Genomic DNA, 19,154 nt, shown 5'->3' with positions numbered 1-19,154 from the left:
GTCGTTCAGCTGGCGCGGGCAGCGGTGTGCAACATTCTGCTTACCACCTGCGCGACGAACTCCGGAGATTCGTAGGGGAAATTATGCCCGGCGCCGGCCGGCGCAAAGACGTGTTCCGAACGGGACGAGGTGGCCAGGTAGCGCCTGCGAACCGCGGTGACCATTTCCATGTATCGTTCGAACCCCGCTTCGTCCAGCCCCGTGCTCCTGCGCAGCTTGAGTGCGGCGGCCCGGTCCGCCGGCCGCATTTCGGAGGCGTCCTGCGGTGTCACCACGAAGACCGGCAACGCGCCCAATTCGCCGTCGTGGACTAGCGCATCGAAGCCCGCTCGCGCGCAACCCTCGATGCTTAGTTCAGACAGGATCGAAGCGGAACTGAAACCCGGGCGCGAGCTCAATTCGATTTTCTTGAAACCCATCGAAGTGGCTTCGCCCAGGTGCCGCTTTATCAGATCGAGCGTCTGCCTGACGTCGGACTTCAGGCGTCCCAGCACCTCGAAGGCGTCGGCGTGCAAACCGAACAGGTGCAGCATCCCGTTGAGATTCCCGAGTGTCGTCATGATAGTCGGGCGGATTTGCGGCGGCGCGTAATTGAAGAAGTCGAAATGCGTCGCGTCCAGCAGCACCAGGCCGCACGCCAGTTCGGGACGCCGGCGGGCGATGTTGGCCACCAGCAGGCCGCCGAACGAATGGCCGACGAGGACGTACGGGCCCGTCTCGCCCGAGCGCAGCAGCGCCGAAATCACTTCGTCCGCTTCTTGCGCGGTACTGCGCGGAAACGGGCCGGCATCGCTCCAACCGGTCCCGGCCCGATCGATCAGGATCGAGCGGGTCTGTTCACGCAGCGCGCGGTGCAAGTGATGCAGCGCCAGCCCGCCCGCATGAACGCCGGGCATCCAGACGACCGTGGGGAGTGTCGTGGCCTTGCCTTCGGCGAGCACGTGCAGACGGTAGCCGCCAATGTCGATCAGCTTGCCGGGAGGCGGGCAGGCGGCGCGAACCCGGGCCATGTAGGCCAGGTGATAGAGCGAGCCGATCGCCAGCACGATACCCACGCCCAGCAACCCATAGCCGGACCGCTGCCAGCCGGCATGGAGGCAAGCGCCGCCCGCAAGCCCGATCACGAGCGCAATGGGCAGGCCTGCCCAGTCACGGCTTAGGAACGACGGGATCAATTTCCGCATTTAAACTCCTCTGTTCTATAGGGTGATCCGGGCGATGAAGTGCATCAACGGCCGTAGCAATGAGTCGTCTCATCGACCCGCCACAGGTTTGAGAACATAGCGGTTCCGGTGGCATTGTGCTTTTGCGCGCAGCCGGGAGACTATCGCGGATTTCCGGAGTCAGGTGTTCGGCCTTGCCAGCGAGGGGCAACGGTGGACGCATGCGAAAGCGCTTTGGCCGACGGCAAAAGGATCATTTCGCAAACGCCATTACATTGACAGGGTGCCGCCGGGATATACCGCTGGCACCGCGGACGGCGACGTCCTGTCTTTACCCAAGGAAAATGGCTATGCAAATCCTGAAGGACCGGCTTGACGAATTGCTCGAGAAAGCGGTGGAGGGCGCTGCCGTGGCGGGCTATGTCGCCGGAGTTCACCACCAGGGTCAACAGATCGAACTGGCGCGCGGCATCGCGAACCTGAACACCGGCGCGCCGATGACCGTCGATACGCGTTTCCAGATCGGCTCGGTGACCAAGGTGCTGACCACCCATCTGCTGCTGCGCTATGTCGAGGCCGGCAAGATCAGCCTCGACGATCGGGTGGTCGCGCATCTGCCGGAGTTCCGGCTGTGCGAGTCCGGCGCCGCGGAGCGTCTGAGCGTGCGGCAGCTTCTCAATCACACCAATGGCATCGACGCGGATAGCTTCAGCCCGATGGCCGAATACGGGCCCGCTGCGACGAGAGACTATGTGGCGCGTCTGTCCGGCTTCGGAACGCTGTTTGCAGCCGGGGACGCGATTCACTACTCGAACGCCGGTTTCGTGGTCGCCGCGCGGCTGATCGAAGTGCTGTCGGGCAAGCACTTCAACAAGGCGCTCGAAGAAGAACTGTTTCACCCCTGCGGGATGCTTCAGTCGTGTACCTCGGTCGAGCAGGCGGTTCTGCATCATCACGCGGTGGGCGCGTTTGCTCATGCCGCGAGCGGCAGGCTGCAGGCCAGCCATTCGTTCATGTTGCCGGCTTCGCTGGCCGGAGCCGGCTCCACGCCGATTTCCACCGTTAAGGACCTGCTCGCGTACGGACGCGCGCATCTTGCCGGCGGCCGCTCGATCGAAGGCCAACGGGTCTTGTCGTCCGAGCTGATCGCCGCCATGCAGACGGTGACGTTCGACATGAAGACGCCGAACGTTCCGCCGATCGGCTTGGGCTGGTGGAAGGTGCCGGTCAGCGGCGTGACCGTGTTCTGGCACGGCGGCACGACGCTTGGCACGACCAGCAGCTTCGCGGTTTGTCCGGAGCTCGATCTGGTTGTAGTGAGCGCCGGCACGGGCCCGGGCGCGAATGCCCTGCACGATCGGGTATTGCTGACGGTTCTGGCGCATCTGGGCCACGAGGCCGTTAGCCCGTTCGTCCGCGCGCCATTGAGCGATCTCCCGTCGCGCTACGCAGGCACCTATCGCCACTTTCCCCTGTGCCTGCAGATCGACGCGCAGGACGACCGGCTCTCGGCGCGAGCCTTCTGGGCGCACATGGACGAAGAGTTTCATCGGACCATGGTCTGGCCGAGCACCGGGGAAGCGTTCGACAAGGCCGATACCCGGTTCGCTTTCGACGGCGGTTCGACGTTCGTCCTCGATCTGGTCCCTGTTGCCGATGGTCTGTTCGCGCCGGCGGGCGCGAATGACGCGCAGTTATGCGGTATCAGCGGCCGGCTGGGGCTGATTTCCTTTAGCGGAAATGGCAGCCGTCCTGATGCGGTGCAGACACGGTTGCGCTATATGCGCGGTTCGGCTTGACGCGACTGGCAATGCCTCGCTGTCAGGCGCTTGCGGGCAGTCCGCCGGTTATCTGGTCAAGCCAAGCGGCCACGCTAACCGTCGAGCGACTTCAAACCATCTATCTTTATGGCAAAAACACTATTTCGTCATGCTAACGTATTCGACGGTTGGTCGAGCACGTTGCTCAATAATTGCGACGTGCTGGTCGTCAACGATTCGATTCAGGAAGTCTCGGCGTCCCCGTTGACTGTTTCAGGCGACACCGACGTGATCGATTGCGCCGGCCAGGTGCTGATGCCGGGTTTGATCGATGCGCATGTTCATGTCTATGGCGCGGGTCTCGACATCGCCAGACTGGTCAAGCGGCCGGGCACCTACCTGGCGCACCGTGCGACGAATTTCCTGCGCGGCTGTCTGGACCGTGGCTTCACCACGCTGCGCGACGTGGGCGGTGGCGACGTCGGGCTCGCCACCGCCTTGCAGGAAGGGCTGCTGCAAGGGCCGAGGCTGTTCTACGGCGGGCGCGTGATCAGTCAAACCGGCGGTCACGGCGACATGCGGCCGGGCGATCACGATCTGAATGCGGCCGACGCGATGTGCGGTTGCGCGTGCCACATGGACGCGCTCGCGGTGATTGTCGATGGCGTCGACGCAATGCGCAAGGCGGTTCGCGAGGAACTCAGACGCGGTGCTTCGCACATCAAGATCATGGCTTCCGGTGGTGTGATGTCTCCCACCGATCCGATCGAGTATTGCCAGTACGCGGATGACGAAGTCCGCGCGGCGGTGGACGAGGCCGTTCGCGCGGGCAAATACGTCGCTGCACATTGTCACCCCACGGCTGCGATTCGCCGTTGCGTCGAGCTCGGCGTGCGCTCGATCGAGCACGCCACGATGATCGACGAGGCAACCGCCGCACTCGTGGCCGAGCGCGGCGCATTCGTGGTGCCGACCATGGCGGTCCAGTACGCGTTGCACGAGCGGGGCAAGCTGCTGGGTCTTCCAGAGGCCAATTTCGCCAAGCTGGAGCGGGTTATCGCGGCGGCGATGACGGGGCTGCAGATCATGCATCGGGCGGGCGTCAAGATGGGCTTCGGCACCGATCTGATGGGCAGCATGAACGAGCTCCAGTCCGGCGAGTTCGCGCTGCGCGCGCAGGTGCTGCCGGCGCTCGAGATTCTCCGCTCGGCCTGCACGGTGAACGCGCAGTTGCTCAACCAGGAGGGCCGCCTCGGCTGCATCCGCGCCGGCGCTCATGCCGACCTGCTGGTCGTGGACGGCAATCCATTGGCGGATATCTCGGTGCTGGCCAAGGGCGGCGAGCGCCTGCCGGTCATCATGCATGCGGGACGCTTTCATAAGCGCGCGCTGTAGCCGCGCGCTATCGACATTCGATTTTTAACCGATCAGGAACGACCATGCGTATCTTTGTTGCGGCGCTCGTGCACGAGACCAACAGCTTCTCGCCGATCCCGACCAGCCGGTATTCGTTCGAGGGGACTTCGTTGTACCGGCCGGCGAATGGCATACCCGACGAAAAGGCCAAAGACCTTCTCGCCTATGGCACTTTCGTGCGCGAAGCACAGGCGCGCGGTCACGAAGTCAGCGCGTCGCTCTTTGCGTTCGCCGAACCTGGTGCGCCGTGCTCGAAGGCCGGCTACGAGAGTTTGCGCGACGAAATTCTCGCCGGCCTGTCAGCGGCGCAGCCGGTCGACATGGTGCTCTATCTGCTGCATGGCGCGCAGATTGCCCAAGGGTACGACGATTGCGAAGGCGATTTGCTGGCGAAGACCCGTGCGATCGTCGGCCCTGAGGTGGTGATCGGCGTCGAACTCGATTTGCATGCCAACGTTACTTCGGCGATGACGGAGAACTGCGACATCCTGCTGGCCTGCCGGCACTATCCCCATGTCGATTTCGAAGAGCGCGCGCTCGATCTGATCAACCTTGCCGAGCGCGCGGTGCGCAAGGAAATCAGACCGGTGATGCATTTCGAGCGCATCCCGATGCTCGGCATGTTCTATACCACGGAGCCCCGCATGGCCGAGGTCAACCAGGACGCCATGGACCGCGAGGGGCGCGATGGCATCCTGACGGTGTCGCTGATTCATGGCTTTCCGTGGTCCGATATCGCCGATACCTGCGCCGGCGTGCTGATCGTGAGCGACGGCGCGCCCGAAGCGGCGCGCCTGCATGCGCGGGAACTGGCGCAGCGCTTTGCCGCCGTGCGCGATGAGACGTTTGCGCTGCGGCAGCCGCTGCCCGGCATTCTCGACCAGATCGAGGCCGCGCCGCAGGAAACAGCCGGACGCCCCTTTGTGATCGCCGACGTGGCCGACAATCCCGGCGGCGGCGCAGGTTCGGATTCGACGTTCATCCTTGAAGGCCTGCTTGAGCGGGGCTTGCGCAACGTCGCTCTCGGCATGATCTGGGACCCGATCGCCGCGACCTTTGCCCGCGACGCGGGCGTTGGGGCGACGGTGAGCCTGCGGCTGGGCGGCAAGACCAGTTCGCGCGCGGGGCAGCCGCTCGATGTCGTGGCGAAAGTCGTAGCCGTGGCAGATGGTTTGTCGCAGCATGCCGACCAGATCAAATTCCCCGGGGCGACGCTCGGACTCACGGTGTTGCTGGATATCGACGGCATTCTGGTGGTGGTGAATTCGACGCGGCAGCAGACCTACAGCACCAGTTGCTTCACCGATCTTGGCGTCGACCTGACACAGTGCGACATCGTGGTGGTGAAGTCGAGCCAGCATTTCCTCGCGCTATTCGGACCGTTGGCCCGGGCGGTGTACTACTGCGAAACGCCGGGTTCGTTGAACCTCGATTTCAAACCACAGGACTACGCAAAGTTGACGCGGCCAATGTGGCCGTTCGACGAGGCTGCCCTGTAGCAGTGTCTAGCCGTGTCCAGCCGCGCAACCGGGAAACCGATCCACCTGGCGGCAATCCGTCTCGAGGACGATCCAGCATAAGTGAGCCGAGCATGAAAAATCGTCAGGGGACGAATCACCCAGCCGGGGCCGGCCCAGCCGTCCAGTCGCCATCCATGTCGCGCGCGTGGTTTGCGCTGGTTATTCTCGCGCTGATTGCCATCCTCGGCATCACCGACCGGCAAATGCTGACGCTGGCCGTCGAGCCCTTGAAGCGGGACTTCCAGTTAAGCGACACCGGGCTTGGCGTGATCGTGGGATTCGGTCCGATTCTTTTCAGCGCGGTGGCGTCACCTTTGCTCGGATGGCTGGCGGACCGCTTTGACCGCCGCTGGCTGCTGGTGATATGCATCCTGGTGTGGAGCGGCGGCACGGCGATGTGTGGTCTGGTCACGCAAGGCTGGATGCTGTTTCTCTGCACGCTGACACTTGCTGTGGGCGAGGCCGGATTGGGCCCGGTCGTCTATAGCCTGCTTCCGGATCTGTTTCCGCCGCGGCTTCGCACCGCGGCGAACACGATCTTTTTTGCGGTCGCGCTGTTCGGTGCGGGACTCGGCATTGCCGGTGCCGGCGCTATCTTCAGTCTGGCCGCGCCGCTGGCGCACACGTTGTCGATTGAGCCATGGCGGCTGGCGTTTTTTATTGTCGCGGTTCCTGGCCCCGTCATTGCGGGACTGTTCGCGCTGGTTGGCCATCCGCCTCGCGGCGGCGCCACGGCGCACGCCGCGCATGCTCCGCCGGAAACGCTGACCCAGTTCTGGCGGCGTTCCGGGACCATGCTGACCTGTCTGCTGGTGGGCTACGCTTTGTCGGCCTTCTATGTGGGCGGCATTCTCGGCTGGGCTCCGGTTTCGCTGATTCGCGATTTCCACGTGGACCTGGCGAAATCCGGGCTCTATAGCGGCATTGCGGTCGGCGGCGGCTCCGCGATCGGCCTGTTGGCGAGTGCGCTTGGCGCACGGTTCCTGCGGGCGCGCTATGGGCAAATGCTGCCTGTGGTGATCGGGCGTTGGATGGCGCTGCTCGCGGCGATATTGCTTCTGTGCCTGTCGCTTGTCACGACGTCGGCGATGTTGCTGGCCGGCATGATCGGCATCATCGCGGCGTATATCGCCGGAGCCGCGCTCACGCCTACGCTGCTTCAGGATATCGCTCCGCCGCATTTGCGCGGGCGAGTCATCGGGACCTCATCCCTGATCACGTATTTCTTCCAGGCGGTGTCCGTTCCCGCGGTGGGTACGATTTCCGACGCGCTGCATGGGTCGGCCTACGCGCTGATCAAGGGGATTGCCTGGCTCGGCATTCCCGCTGCGTTGGCCAGCGTGATTCTGCTTAGCCTCGTTTTGCGCGCCTTCCGGACCCGGCCCGAGCCGGGTTGCGAAACACGCGCGCAGGCGCTTTAGTACGCCATCCCGGCGGCGATCCATACACTGCCCGTCTGCTGCGCTCGTACCGGAGATTTCGCTCCGGTATTCGCGCTTTCGTCAGCAATGCGACACGTTTGTCTGTCGCGATCCCCCGTAAAAACCTGCCAAACGGGCTCGCGGCCTGGGCCGCGGCATGCCTGCGCGCCGTTCCCCTGGACCACAAAAAATCCAAAGACGGTGGCCAATGTTTTTCGGCGATCCGCAAAAGCGCCGCGCAATTTGGATGCTTACCTTGGTGTCAGTTGAGCGGGCGCTTGCGAAGGAGCAGTTGGCCGGCAGTCCGGCTATCGCGTCGTCCGGGAGATGAATAAGCACATTCACATTTTTCGACCGGAAGGGAAGGGGACATACAGATGGGAAGCAAGAGGGGCCGTGCCATACCGGGACCGATTTTTCTTGGACGCACGCTGGTTGCCGTCTCGGTCATGAAATTGTTCCTCACGACAGCGGAGGTGGCGGCGCAGACGGCGCCTTCCGCGCCAGGGACCGACACGCAGACCGTATCGCCTGCGGCGAACGCCGCGCAAGCACCCGCCGCGGCTGCGGGCAAGCGCAGCGGGTCAAACGCCGTCACGCTCAATTCGGTTGAGGTGACCGCTAACCGGCGTCGTGAACCGGCACGCGAGGTGCCGATGAAAGTCGATACCTTGTCCAGCGAGAGTCTGCAGAAGTCAGGGGCGACCAATCTGAGCGACTACCTGTCTTCAGAGCCCGGCGTTGGTTTCAACAGCGGGGGTGGACCGGGTCAGGGCACGATCTCGATGCGCGGCGTGACGGCGGGCACCGATGTCGGGCCGACCGTGGGCGTGTATGTGGACGACACACCTTTGGGTTCGAACACGGTGTCGGGGGGCGGCGCGGCACTCGCATTCGACATGGGGCTGCTCGATCTGAACCACATCGAGATCCTGTTCGGGCCGCAAGGCACCTTGTACGGTGCGGGCGCGATGGGTGGGCTGCTGAAATACGTCACCAATCAGCCTGATACAGAGTACTTCTCCGGACAGGTGGGAACCACTTTTTCGTCGACGTGGCACGGCGGACTCAACAACACGACCAACGCGGTGCTGAATGTGCCGCTGAAGTCCGATGTCGCCGCGGTACGGATATCCGCGTTCAATACCCACAGCGCGGGCTTTATCGATGCCGTAGGCGCGGATGCGGGAAGCCGCATCAACGAAAACGATACGACCGGAATGCGCGCGTCGGTGCTCCTGACGCCCACCCGCAAGCTCACATTCCGCTTTACCGCTACCGTGCAGAACATCAATAGCGACGGCCAGAATTTTGTGGACTACGGAATGAACGGCCAGCCGGTCTTTGGCGCGCTGACAAAGAACCTCGATTCGCCCGAGCCGTATCACCAGAGCAACCAGTTCTATACCGCCAACGCCGAATACGATTTTGGATGGGCGCGCTTTAACTCGATCTCGGCGTACCAGTCGCTTCGGACTGCCTCCAAGCTCGACTTCACGCCCTTCTACGGTCCCATTCTCGCGGCCCGCGGGTTCGACGTCAGCGCGGTATCGGCTTCGTCCAACGTCAGCACTAACAAGGTGACTCAGGAGTTCCGCTTGACCTCGCCGGGCAACCAGAAGCTGGAATGGGTTGCAGGCTTGTATTACGACCATGAACACAGCAACACCATGCAGGTGTACCGGGCAACGGGCCTTGGCGGCGCGCCGTCCTTCGAGTTGGAGACTGCCGGTTATGCGGGAAGCTACCAGGAGGTAGCCGCATACGGAGACCTTACCTACAACCTGAACTCGCGCATTGCGTTGACCGCGGGGATGCGGATTGCTCACAACAGCCAGGACTTTCGTCAGGACACGGGTGGCTTGCTGGTGCCGGTTCCTTTCTCCGCGCCGGGATCGTCGGCCGACACGAGCAAGACCTACATGTTTACGGCCAGCTACAAGCTGACGCCAACGAGCAATGTGTATGCGCGCATTGCGAGCGGCTATCGGCCCGGCGGCCCCAACAGCAAGGCGGTCAGTGCCGTGACAGGGCAGCTGATTGCGGGCAATCCGACCTACCAGCCCGATACCTTGTGGAACTACGAAATCGGCTATAAGGCCGATCTGCTGGACAACCGCCTGTCGGTGGCGCTTTCCGCGTACGACATCGAATGGCGCAATATTCAGCAGTACGGCGCAGTCGACGGCATCGCCCAACTCATCAATGCAGGCGACGCTCGCATCAAGGGCATGGAGCTGTCAGGCGCATTTCGTCCGACACCGGCCTGGTCGTTCACGGCTTCGCTGTCCGCAATCGACGCCTATCTGACCGAAGGCACTCCGAGCGTCGGCTCGAAGGCTGGCGATCTGCTGCCGAATACGGCGAAGTTTTCCGCGGCGCTGGCCGCGACCCGGCGTTTCCAGATGGGCCCTTATCCGGCCTCCGCAACGGTGAGCGAACGCTTCGTGGGCGAACGCCATTCGAGCTTCGCCGGCGCGACCGGCGCACCTGACTTCATCCTGCCGGCCTACGCCGTGACGGATTTGCAGTTCGGCGTGGACCTGAAGTACGCAAGCCTGTCGCTGTTCGTCAGGAACCTGTTCAATCGCGATGGTCTGCTGTCCGCCAATACGGCGTACGTACCGTTGGGCGGAACCGTCTGGGCATCCGTCATCCAGCCGCGCACGATCGGTGTGCAACTGAGCGCGCCGTTCTAACGCCCGAGCCGATTCGAGGGGAATACATATGCCTGGCCATCTGGCATCGCAAACAAGAATGGCGGGACAGCCGCGCCAGTTCGGGCAGCCGCAGGGCAGTCCCGTGCGCCGCTTTGGCGGTATCGCGGTCGTGCTGCTGTTGCACGTGGTGGTGATCTACGCGCTGCTCAACGGTCTTGCCACCCGGGTGGTGGAGGTCATTCAACATCCGATCGAGGCCCGGATCATCGTCCCGGTGAAACCGCCGCCACCGCCCCCGCCGCTGCCGGTCGCCAAGTTGACGCCGCCCAAGCTTGCACCGCCGCCGCGGCCGTTCGTGCCGCCGCCGGAAGTGCCGGTGCAGGCGGCGCAGCAAACCATCGCGCACCAGCCGGCGCCGGTGGTGTCGGCGCCTGTCGTGCAGGCGCCGCCCGCTCCGGTGGCGGTGAAGGCGCCAAGCCATGAGGTGGGTGTGGTGTGCCCGAACTCCGATCAGGTGCGCGCTTCGCTGCGCTATCCACGCGAGGCGCTGGAAAACAACATCACGGGCAACGTCCTGATCGAGTTCGTCGTCGATGCGCAAGGCCACATTTCGGATGAGCGGGTCGTGCAGTCGGCCGACCCTATTCTGGATCGCGCCGCGCTTAACGCGGTCAGGCGGTTCAGTTGCATTTCGCAGGAGCAGGCTGTTCGTGTGCAGGTTCCGTTCTCGTTCAATCTGAATTGACCGGGGCGCCAGACGGGATCCGCAATCGTGGATTCGAGCAGGGACTTTGATCGTTCAATGGAGTAGACATGAAGAAGCATTCTATTGCCGCACTCGCGGCCAGCATGATGATGACCGCCGCCGCGGTGAGCACGCTCGGCGCTCCGCTCGCCGCGCATGCGCAGGCCAGCGCCGCCGTGGCGAACGTGGCGTTATCGGCGTCGGCTGCGGCCAAGGCCACGCCGCAAACGGCGGCGCCGGCCGTCGATCGTCCGGTTCCGCCGCCGGCGCCCGCCACCTCGGCTAGTGTTGCTAATCCGTACGGTCTGGGCGCGCTGTGGGCGGGCGGCGATTTCGTTGCGCGCTTCGTGCTGATTCTTCTGGTGGTGATGTCGATGGGCAGCTGGTACATCATGGTTACCAAGTTCTTCGAGCAAATGCGCGCCAACCGCCGCGCGAAACGCGCCGACGAGCAGTTGTGGAGCGCACCGTCGCTTGTGGAGGGCACACAGCAACTGGAGGCGACGTCGCCGTTTCGCTTCATTGCCGAAACGGCGATCGAGGCAGGCGAGCACCACGACGAAGCGCTGCTCGAAGCGGTCGACCGCAATACGTGGATCGACGTGTCGGTCGAACGCGCGATTACCAGCGTGTCGAACCGCCTGCAGGACGGCCTTGCGTTCCTTGGCACGGTTGGCTCGACCGCACCGTTCGTCGGCCTGTTCGGCACGGTATGGGGTATCTATCACGCGCTGACGGCAATCGGCGTGGCGGGCCAGGCGTCCATCGACAAAGTTGCCGGGCCGGTGGGCGAGGCGCTGATCATGACGGCCATCGGCCTCGCGGTCGCGGTTCCCGCCGTGCTCGGCTACAACTTCCTCGTGCGTCGCAACAAGGCGGTGATGGAGCGTGTCCGGGCCTTTGGCGCGCAGTTGCACGTGGTGGTGCTGGCCGGCGGCAAGCGGCCGGCGCGCAACGGTGTGCGCGTTGCATCGCTGGTCGACTGAGCGGAGCAGGCCATGGCGATGAACGTGAGGCAAGGCGAGGATGACGACGAAGTCATTTCCAGTATCAATACCACGCCGCTCGTCGACGTGATGCTGGTGTTGCTGATCATCTTTCTGATCACCATTCCGGTGGTGACGCACACCGTGCCGCTGGATTTGCCGAAAGAAACCGTGCAGCCCTTGCAGGCCCAGCCGAAGAGCATCGAGATCGCGGTCAATCGCAACGGCGACTTCTTCTGGGGCGAGAGCCTGGTTGACGGACCCGCGCTGCTGGCGCGTTTGAAGGCCGTGTCGGTTCAGACGCCGCAACCGGAAGTGCATGTGCGCGGCGATCAGAGCACGCGCTACGAGTTTATCGGGCGCGTGATCGCTGCCTGCGAGCGGGCCGGTATCGACAAGGTCTCATTCATCACTGAGCCGCCGGCGCGCGGCGGGTAGCCGGGAGGAGCAGATCATGGGAATGAACGTATCGTCGGGCGGTTCCGGCGGCGAGCCGGACGTGATGGTCGACATCAATACCACGCCGTTGATCGACGTGATGCTGGTGTTGCTGATCATGCTGATTATTACTATTCCGATCCAGATGCACTCGGTCAAGATGAACCTGCCGGTGGGCAATCCGCCACCGCAGATCACGCAGCCGGAAGTGGTGCAGATCGATATCGGCGCCGATGGCGTGACCACATGGAACGGTGCGGCCGTGCCGGACAAAGCCGCGCTCGAAGCGAGGCTCGCTCAAGTGGCGGCCGAGCCGCTCCAGGCCGAAATCCATCTGCGTCCCGACCGGAGCACGCCGTACCGGGACGTTGCCGCCGTGATGGCTTCGGCGCAGCGCGTGGGCGCAACGAAGATCGGGCTGATCGGCAACGAGCAGTATATGCAGTAGATATGCGGTAGAGAGTCAGGCCACTTCGAACAAGCCGGCTGCGCCCATTCCGCCACCCACGCACATCGATACAACGACGTAGCGAACACCGCGCCGTTTGCCTTCGATCAGTGCGTGGCCAACCAGGCGTGAACCGGTCATCCCGTACGGATGACCGATCGAAATGGCGCCACCGTTGACGTTGTATTTGGCCGGATCGATTCCAAGCTTGTCGCGGCAGTACAGAACCTGACAGGCAAATGCCTCGTTAAGCTCCCACAGCCCGATATCTTCCACCTTCAGTCCGTGAAGCTTCAGCAGCTTGGGGATCGCGTAGATGGGGCCGATGCCCATCTCTTCGGGCGCGTTGCCGACGACGGTCATGCCACGATAGATGCCAAGAGGCGTCACACCGAGCTGCTGTGCGGTTTTTCCATTCATCAGGACGCAGGCGCTGGCGCCATCCGAAAGCTGGCTCGCGTTGCCGGCCGTCACGACGCCGCCGTCGACTACCGGCGCGAGGGCGCCGAGCGATTCGAGCGTCGTGCCGGGGCGATTCCCTTCATCCTGCGCGAGCGTGATTTCCTTCGGTGACGTTTGGCCGGTGGCTTTGTCGACCACCAGCATCTGCGTGGTGATCGGGACGATCTCGTCCGAGAAGCGACCTTCCGCCTGTGCGGCAGCCGTGCGACGCTGCGATTCGAGCGCGTACTGATCCTGTACTTCTCGGGAGATCCCGTACTTGCGGGAAACGAACTCGGCAGTCTCGAGCATCGACATGTATGCGGACGGTTGCGCGGCCAGCACGTTGGGATCCTGTTCGGTGCGCATCCACTCGAAATAACGGGTCTGTACGGCAGAGATGTTTTCCTGGCCGCCAGCGACGACAACCTCCATCCCGTCGTACATGATCTGTTTGGCGGCAGTCGCGATTGCCATCAGACCGGATGCACACTGCCGATCGAGCGTTTGCGCGGCGACCGAATTGGGCAAGCCAGCCGCCAGGACACCGTTGCGGGCAACGTTGAGGCTGGCCGTTCCGGCGTTGAGCACCGATCCGATCACGGCATCTTCAATACGATCGGGCTCGATGCCCGCGCGCAGGACAGCATGCCGGATTGCGTGGCCAATGAGGGTGGGCGAGTGCGTTGCGTTGAATGCCCCGCGGTACGCTTTGCCGATCGGCGTGCGTGCGGTGGAAACGATGACGGCGTCAGTCATGGTGTGTCCTCAGGAAATTGGGTGCTAGCTATGGAATGGAATCGGAACGTAGTGTTCAGAACCACTGCTCCGGCATGTTCAGTGGGGTTGTCTCTACCGGATTGAGCACGGCAAGCCATCCGGCCACTTTGGGCATTTCCCATCCGAAGAAGTAGTCGCAGGCAGCGAGCTTGCCGCGATGGAAGTCGCTTCCGGTCGGGCCGTTCACAAGCGTGTCCGCGACGATCGCCTGATCGAGCCAAAGCCAGCCGACGACGACATGGCCGAATGCTTCAAGATAGGTGGCCGCATTCGCCAGTTGGAGCTCAGGGTCATCGAGCCGGTGCAATTTGCTCGTTACGATTCGGATTCGCTCCCACGCACATTCGAGCGTACTGGCGTGACGTTGCAGCGAGGCGGTCGACCGCGCTCTGGACACCGTGCTGGAGATTTTCCTGTCGAGAGCAGTCATGGCCGCACTTCCGTTCACACGTGTCTTTCGGCCAAGCAGGTCGAGCGCCTGAATGCCGAATGTGCCTTCGTGTATCGGGTTGAGCCGGTTGTCACGATAGAACTGCTCGACGTTGTACTCGCGCGTGTACCCATAACCGCCGTGAACCTGAATGGCGAGATCGTTGGCGACGAGACCCCATTGGGACGACCAGCTCTTGACAATGGGTGTGAGCAGATCGAGCAGGCACTGCGCCTCTTCGCGGGTGTGGGTGCCCTCGAGCGAGTGGATATCGTCGCTGAGACGCGACGCGTACAGACACAACGCGAGTGCCCCGGACACATAAGCCTTCTGCGCGAGCAGCATGCGCCGGACATCGGCATGACGAATGATCGGCGCCTGCGGAGAGGTTGGCGATCGTTCGCTACGTGTCCGCCCCTGCAGGCGCGTTTTCGCATAATCGAGCGCGTGCAGATAGCCTGTATAGCCAATCGCGGCGGCGCCGAGGCCGACCGAGATGCGCGCCTCGTTCATCATGTGGAACATGTAGGCCAGCCCTTTGCCGGGCTCGCCAACGATTTCACCAATGGCACCCGCTTCGCCTTCCGGACGGAAGCGGCCCTCGCCGAAGTTCAGCACGCAGTTCACGGTGCCGCGGTAACCCATCTTGTGATTGATGCCGGCGAGTACGACATCATTTCGCTCACCAGGCAGTCCGTCTGCGCCGATCAACTTGCGCGGAACGGTGAACAGCGATATGCCCTGAACCCCCGGAGGAAGCTGGCCGTTCTCATCGGGGATTTTTGCCAGCACCAGGTGGACGATGTTCTCCGAAATCTCATGATCTCCACCGGAGATCCACATCTTGTTGCCGAACAGACGGTAGCGACCATCGCCACTGGGGACCGCACGCGTGCGAATATCGGCAAGACTCGACCCGGCTTGTGGCTCCGACAGGCACATCGTGCCAAAACATCGGCCTTCCGACATGGCCTTGACGTAGGGCTCCACGCGCTCCCGTTCGCCGTGCGCAATCAGCAGGTTTGCGTTGGCAATGGTGAGGAACGGGTAGCCTGCCGTTCCCGGGTTTGCGGCAAGCAAGTAGGCCATACCGGCGCGCTCCACGGTGTTCGGCAGGCTCATGCCGTTCCACTCGGCGGGGAACGCGGCACTGACCAGACCGGCGTCTGCAAATGCGCGCAATGCGACACCCACCTCCGGGTTGATGGTGACGCGTTCACCATCGAATGAAGGCTCGTTGCTGTCGTTCTTCTTGTTATGCGGCGCGAAAAGGTCGGTGGCGAGGGATTCGTACACATCCAGCACGGAGGTGTAGTCGAATCGGTCCTGGCCGGCAAACCGGGGGCGACGAGCCAGCGATTCGACTTGAAGCCAGTCGAAAAGGATGAACTCCAGGTCGCGGCGGGAGAGGGTGAGTTCGCTAGTCATGGAATCGAATTGATGAATGTGCCGCGACCTTCACGAGTGTCGCGAAGCAGGTGAATAATTCAGGAATCCAGACAAATAAAGACAATGGATCCCGGAAGATTCGCTGGATGTTACGTGTTGATCAGTGTCAGCCACTCCGCCACAAGTGCGGGCTTTTGATGATCTTCGATTTCCACGACGACACCGATGGTCAGCTGAATGCTCGTGATGCTTCGCTGCGTGACCTGCTTCAACGTGAAGCGTCCACGAACGCGTTCCCCACTGCGCACCGGGGTAATGAAACGCACGCTGTTTAATCCATAATTGACGGAATTCTGTTGCCCGTCGAGCGTCGGGAGAACGTTGAAAGCCATCGCGGAAAGCAATGAAAGCGTGAGAAACCCGTGCGCGATCGTGCCGCCGAACGGCCCCACGCGCGCGAGCTCCTCGTCAACGTGAATCGACTGCCAATCACCGGTGACGTCGGCAAATGCATTGATCGAAGGTTGATCAATGGCGAACCATTCGGATTCGCCAAGTTCTTTGTCGATCAGTGCCGATAGCTGGGACAGTGTGAGCGGGGCGCCCGCATTGTGATGGCTGTCAGTCGTGCGGCCGTCCGGATTGCCGTCAGGCTTGCCTGAAGTCGTACTGGACGCGTCATGCATGGGAATGCCCCTCGGCGTTCGCAACCACGATGCGGGCCTTCTTCAATTCGAGATCGCCTTGGGCAACGCCCGACGTCGGAACAGTCTCGCCGCTTCGGTTTGCCACTTCGTCGAGACGTTGAGCAAGCTGGTGAGGCACTTGCTCGCCGGTCCCGAGATGGATGCCAGGCGTCAACGTGATATGTGCCGCCTCGAAGCTGCCCGCGCCGGCGCACAACACCATCCGGGTAGGCGCCGCTTCGCTCGCAAGTAGCGCGACCCCAGGGCTGACGGAGGCTGGTGACAGCGCGTCGAGGACGTCGGCAGACATCAAGCCCTCGAGCATGCGTGTGCCGGCCGTTGGAGCAAGGCAGTTCACGCGAATGTTGTAGCGCTCGCCTTCGATGGCCAGGGTTTGCATCAGGCCAACCAGCGCCATCTTTGCGGCACCGTAGTTCGATTGCCCGAAATTGCCATACAGCCCCGACGATGATGTCGTCATCACGATGCGACCATACTGCTGTTCTCGCATCACGTCCCACACGGCCTTGGTGCAGTTCACCGATCCCATCAAGTGAACTTCGATCACCGCACGAAAGTCATCGAGCGTCATCTTGCTGAAGCTCTTGTCTCGCAGGATGCCGGCATTGTTCACCAGAATGTCGACGTGCCCCCACTGCGAAAGAGCTTGATCGACCATTTGCTGAACCTGTTCGGCATCGGTCACCGATGCGCTGTTCGCAATCGCTTCGCCACCGGCGGCGACGATTTCATCAACGACTCTCTGTGCGGCGGTGGCGGAGCCGCCTCGACCGTTCACATCGCTACCCAGATCGTTCACAACGACTTTTGCGCCCAGACGCGCAAGCAACAGAGCATGCTCACGCCCGAGACCGGCACCGGCGCCGGTCACGATCGCAACGCGATTGGTCAGGTCAATTTTCATGGGTTGTCTCGTTGGTGATGGTTTTGTCGTGGCCTGTGAACGTGCGCGGCGGGATCCAGGGCGCGGTGCGCGATTGATCGCGGCACCGCAAGAAGTCGCCATCCGCGAGATGGTCCTGACGATTCCGTGTTGCAGATCCGTTCAAAAAGTAGACATTTGTACAAATTTGATGTGTGCCAAATGCCGTAAAACTACTCATCATTAAGGAGCAGTCATCCCATGATATGAGGCAGGTTGAACCGAGTCAATTGTTTTTCGATCACTTGTACAATTTTACTTGACGGGCTGCCTTGCGTACCCCAGCATGTCGAACGCCACCATGAACGCGGGTCGAAGCTCGCTGAGTGCCGCGACCCCTGCGCCCGTTGCCAGCAAGCGTATTTGCATGCCGGTGAAGAGGCTGACAATCAGGAGCCCGTTTGCTGTCGAAGCGTCGTCATTGAACCTGGCGAGCAGCCGATGCCAGGCGCGGCTCCGGTCGCTGACCCATTGACCGACCATGGGTCTGAGCGTCGGCTGTCGCGCGGCTTCCACTTCGACCGCAAGCGTTGCCAGGTTGAAGTCGCTGAACTGCGTGACCTCCCTGGTAAGGGTCGCCGTGGTCAGGTCGGCAATTTGATCCAGCGATGCGGTTGCGAGATCGATTCCGCTTGCGCTTTCACGGTAGCGCATCTTTGCGGCTTCGTAGAGACGTTCGCGCGCCGCATGGATCAGCGTACTGACGGGCTTGAAGTAGTACGACGGGACGGCCGGGGCGACGCCGGCTTTCGACGCGACGGAGCGCCCCGTCACGGCGCCGGCACCGTGCGAAGCCATCAGCCGGATGGCCGCATCCAGCAAATGCTCGCGGGTCTCGCGGCCTTTGCTGCGTTTGGTGGCCTCTTCCGGCGCGGGGGAGGCATCGAGCGACGGTGCGGTGGCGGGTATGTCCAGACCGGTTGAAAAACAGGCTGAAACCTCATCCGGGGTCAGGCCCAGCGACAGGATGATGAACAGCAAGCCGATGATCTGGTCGATCGTTACCTGGACGGAAAGCGGCTCGCTGTCTGCACCGAGAAGCGCGGCAATATCGGTCCAGATTTCCCTGAGCTTTGCATACCAGGCGGTCGCCAGCGTTCGGGAGCTGTCATTGCGAGCGGAAATGAGCATGATTTCGCACCAGGCAATCGATCGCAGCCGCTCCCGTCCGACAGCATTGCGTAACAGGTCGACCAGAAACCGATCGAACGCGGTGCGACCCGACGTAAGTGCTGCCTGCCGCGAGACGAAGCCGCGAAAGCGGGTCACGTAGTCATCGAGGAGTACCGAAGACGCATGTTCGATCAGATCGAATTTCGATGCATAGTGGTAGGTCGTGGTCGCAAGCGAGACCTGTGCGCGTGCTGCGACGTCGCGATGCGTCAGACCCGCCTCGCCGATTTCGCCCAGCAGTTCAATGGTGGCGTGGGCGATACGCTCCCGTGTCACGTGCGAGCGGTGTTGCTTGGGTTGTCGTCCAGATTCCGCTTTGGGAAGCATGTGGTGTCAATGTCCTGGTTCACAGATGTGCCATTTTGCCAAAAGTCCGGGCACAGGGAGGGCTCCGTCCGACGTATGCGGGGTCGAGCATCGATTCAAGATATGAATTTCGGGAAGACTCTGGCACTCTCCATGTTTCGTAGTTCGTATCAGTTGAAGGACGGGCCGGTTGTGAAATCGGTGACGAGCGTGCTCAGCTGCTCGCTGAGCACGCTCGTACATGATGGAAGTTGGTAACTTGAAACGCAGGCCAGAACTCGTTGCGACGGCCACTACTGACAGATCACGATATGACATTACGGATTGGCGTTCCTCTGGAGACAGCCACTCAGGAGCGGCGCGTAGCGACCGTGCCTGACGTGGTCGAGAAACTGATCAAGCTGGGGTTTGCGGTGGCCGTGCAAAGCGGCGCAGGCACAGGCGCGAAC

At 62.4% G+C, this 19,154-nt stretch carries 16 protein-coding genes; 10 read left to right on the top strand and 6 right to left on the bottom strand.

Going from position 1 to position 19,154, the window contains the following annotated elements; translation table 11 throughout:
* Nucleotides 1-5: 5 nt before the first annotated feature.
* Nucleotides 6-1,184 carry an alpha/beta hydrolase gene (locus tag G3N94_RS16910; RefSeq protein WP_205793716.1) on the bottom strand — a complete coding sequence of 393 codons (1,179 nt, stop codon included), beginning with the start codon at nucleotides 1,182-1,184 and terminating at the stop codon, nucleotides 6-8.
* A gap of 329 nt (nucleotides 1,185-1,513) precedes the next feature.
* Between G3N94_RS16910 and G3N94_RS16905 the strand changes: the two genes are divergently transcribed.
* The 9 genes from G3N94_RS16905 (at nucleotide 1,514) to G3N94_RS16865 (ending at nucleotide 12,557) form a co-directional block, all read left to right on the top strand.
* Complete coding sequence (locus G3N94_RS16905) at nucleotides 1,514-2,962, top strand: serine hydrolase domain-containing protein (RefSeq protein WP_205793714.1); 1,449 nt, start codon at nucleotides 1,514-1,516, stop codon at nucleotides 2,960-2,962.
* A gap of 108 nt (nucleotides 2,963-3,070) precedes the next feature.
* Nucleotides 3,071-4,318 (top strand): amidohydrolase family protein, encoded by a 1,248-nt coding sequence (locus G3N94_RS16900; protein ID WP_205793713.1) that lies wholly within the window; start codon nucleotides 3,071-3,073, stop codon nucleotides 4,316-4,318.
* Between the two features lie 44 nt (nucleotides 4,319-4,362).
* Nucleotides 4,363-5,838 (top strand): M81 family metallopeptidase, encoded by a 1,476-nt coding sequence (locus G3N94_RS16895; RefSeq protein WP_205793711.1) that lies wholly within the window; start codon nucleotides 4,363-4,365, stop codon nucleotides 5,836-5,838.
* A gap of 92 nt (nucleotides 5,839-5,930) precedes the next feature.
* On the top strand, nucleotides 5,931-7,280 hold the full coding sequence (locus tag G3N94_RS16890) for an MFS transporter (protein ID WP_205793709.1): 1,350 nt from the start codon (nucleotides 5,931-5,933) through the stop codon (nucleotides 7,278-7,280).
* Between the two features lie 449 nt (nucleotides 7,281-7,729).
* Nucleotides 7,730-9,979 (top strand): TonB-dependent receptor, encoded by a 2,250-nt coding sequence (locus tag G3N94_RS16885; RefSeq protein WP_241021903.1) that lies wholly within the window; start codon nucleotides 7,730-7,732, stop codon nucleotides 9,977-9,979.
* Nucleotides 9,980-10,037: 58 nt separating this feature from the next.
* Nucleotides 10,038-10,685, top strand: coding sequence for an energy transducer TonB (locus tag G3N94_RS16880; protein ID WP_241021902.1), 648 nt, complete (start codon nucleotides 10,038-10,040; stop codon nucleotides 10,683-10,685).
* Between the two features lie 68 nt (nucleotides 10,686-10,753).
* Complete coding sequence (locus G3N94_RS16875; protein WP_205793703.1) at nucleotides 10,754-11,671, top strand: MotA/TolQ/ExbB proton channel family protein; 918 nt, start codon at nucleotides 10,754-10,756, stop codon at nucleotides 11,669-11,671.
* Nucleotides 11,672-11,683: 12 nt separating this feature from the next.
* On the top strand, nucleotides 11,684-12,109 hold the full coding sequence (locus tag G3N94_RS16870; protein WP_205793701.1) for a biopolymer transporter ExbD: 426 nt from the start codon (nucleotides 11,684-11,686) through the stop codon (nucleotides 12,107-12,109).
* A 16-nt stretch (nucleotides 12,110-12,125) separates the two neighbouring features.
* On the top strand, nucleotides 12,126-12,557 hold the full coding sequence (locus tag G3N94_RS16865) for a biopolymer transporter ExbD (RefSeq protein ID WP_205793699.1): 432 nt from the start codon (nucleotides 12,126-12,128) through the stop codon (nucleotides 12,555-12,557).
* Between the two features lie 15 nt (nucleotides 12,558-12,572).
* Here the strand turns inward: G3N94_RS16865 and G3N94_RS16860 are convergent, their stop codons facing one another.
* The 5 genes from G3N94_RS16860 to G3N94_RS16840 form a co-directional block, all read right to left on the bottom strand.
* Complete coding sequence (locus tag G3N94_RS16860; protein WP_205793697.1) at nucleotides 12,573-13,757, bottom strand: acetyl-CoA C-acyltransferase; 1,185 nt, start codon at nucleotides 13,755-13,757, stop codon at nucleotides 12,573-12,575.
* 55 nt (nucleotides 13,758-13,812) lie between these two features.
* A complete protein-coding gene (locus G3N94_RS16855; RefSeq protein ID WP_205793695.1) occupies nucleotides 13,813-15,636 on the bottom strand; it encodes an acyl-CoA dehydrogenase in 1,824 nt (607 codons plus the stop codon).
* Between the two features lie 110 nt (nucleotides 15,637-15,746).
* Nucleotides 15,747-16,283, bottom strand: a complete 537-nt coding sequence (locus tag G3N94_RS16850; protein ID WP_205793693.1) for a MaoC family dehydratase — start codon at nucleotides 16,281-16,283, stop codon at nucleotides 15,747-15,749.
* Nucleotides 16,276-17,208: an SDR family NAD(P)-dependent oxidoreductase gene (locus G3N94_RS16845; protein WP_205793691.1), complete on the bottom strand. Its 933-nt coding sequence runs from the start codon at nucleotides 17,206-17,208 to the stop codon at nucleotides 16,276-16,278. Before G3N94_RS16845 ends, G3N94_RS16850 begins: the two co-directional genes overlap by 8 nt.
* Before the next feature lie 273 nt (nucleotides 17,209-17,481).
* Entirely contained in the window at nucleotides 17,482-18,726 is a 1,245-nt protein-coding gene (locus tag G3N94_RS16840; RefSeq protein ID WP_205793689.1) for a TetR family transcriptional regulator, read from the bottom strand.
* A gap of 290 nt (nucleotides 18,727-19,016) precedes the next feature.
* Between G3N94_RS16840 and G3N94_RS16835 the strand changes: the two genes are divergently transcribed.
* Nucleotides 19,017-19,154, top strand: a 138-nt coding sequence (locus tag G3N94_RS16835) for a hypothetical protein (RefSeq protein ID WP_205793758.1), incomplete at its 3' end; no start/stop codon positions are given.

Origin of the sequence: Burkholderia sp. Ac-20353 (assembly GCF_017104785.1) — a bacterium.
Taxonomy (GTDB): Bacteria; Pseudomonadota; Gammaproteobacteria; order Burkholderiales; family Burkholderiaceae; genus Burkholderia.
Note: the sequence above shows the minus strand (reverse complement) of the source record. Positions and strands in the feature narration are given on the sequence as shown.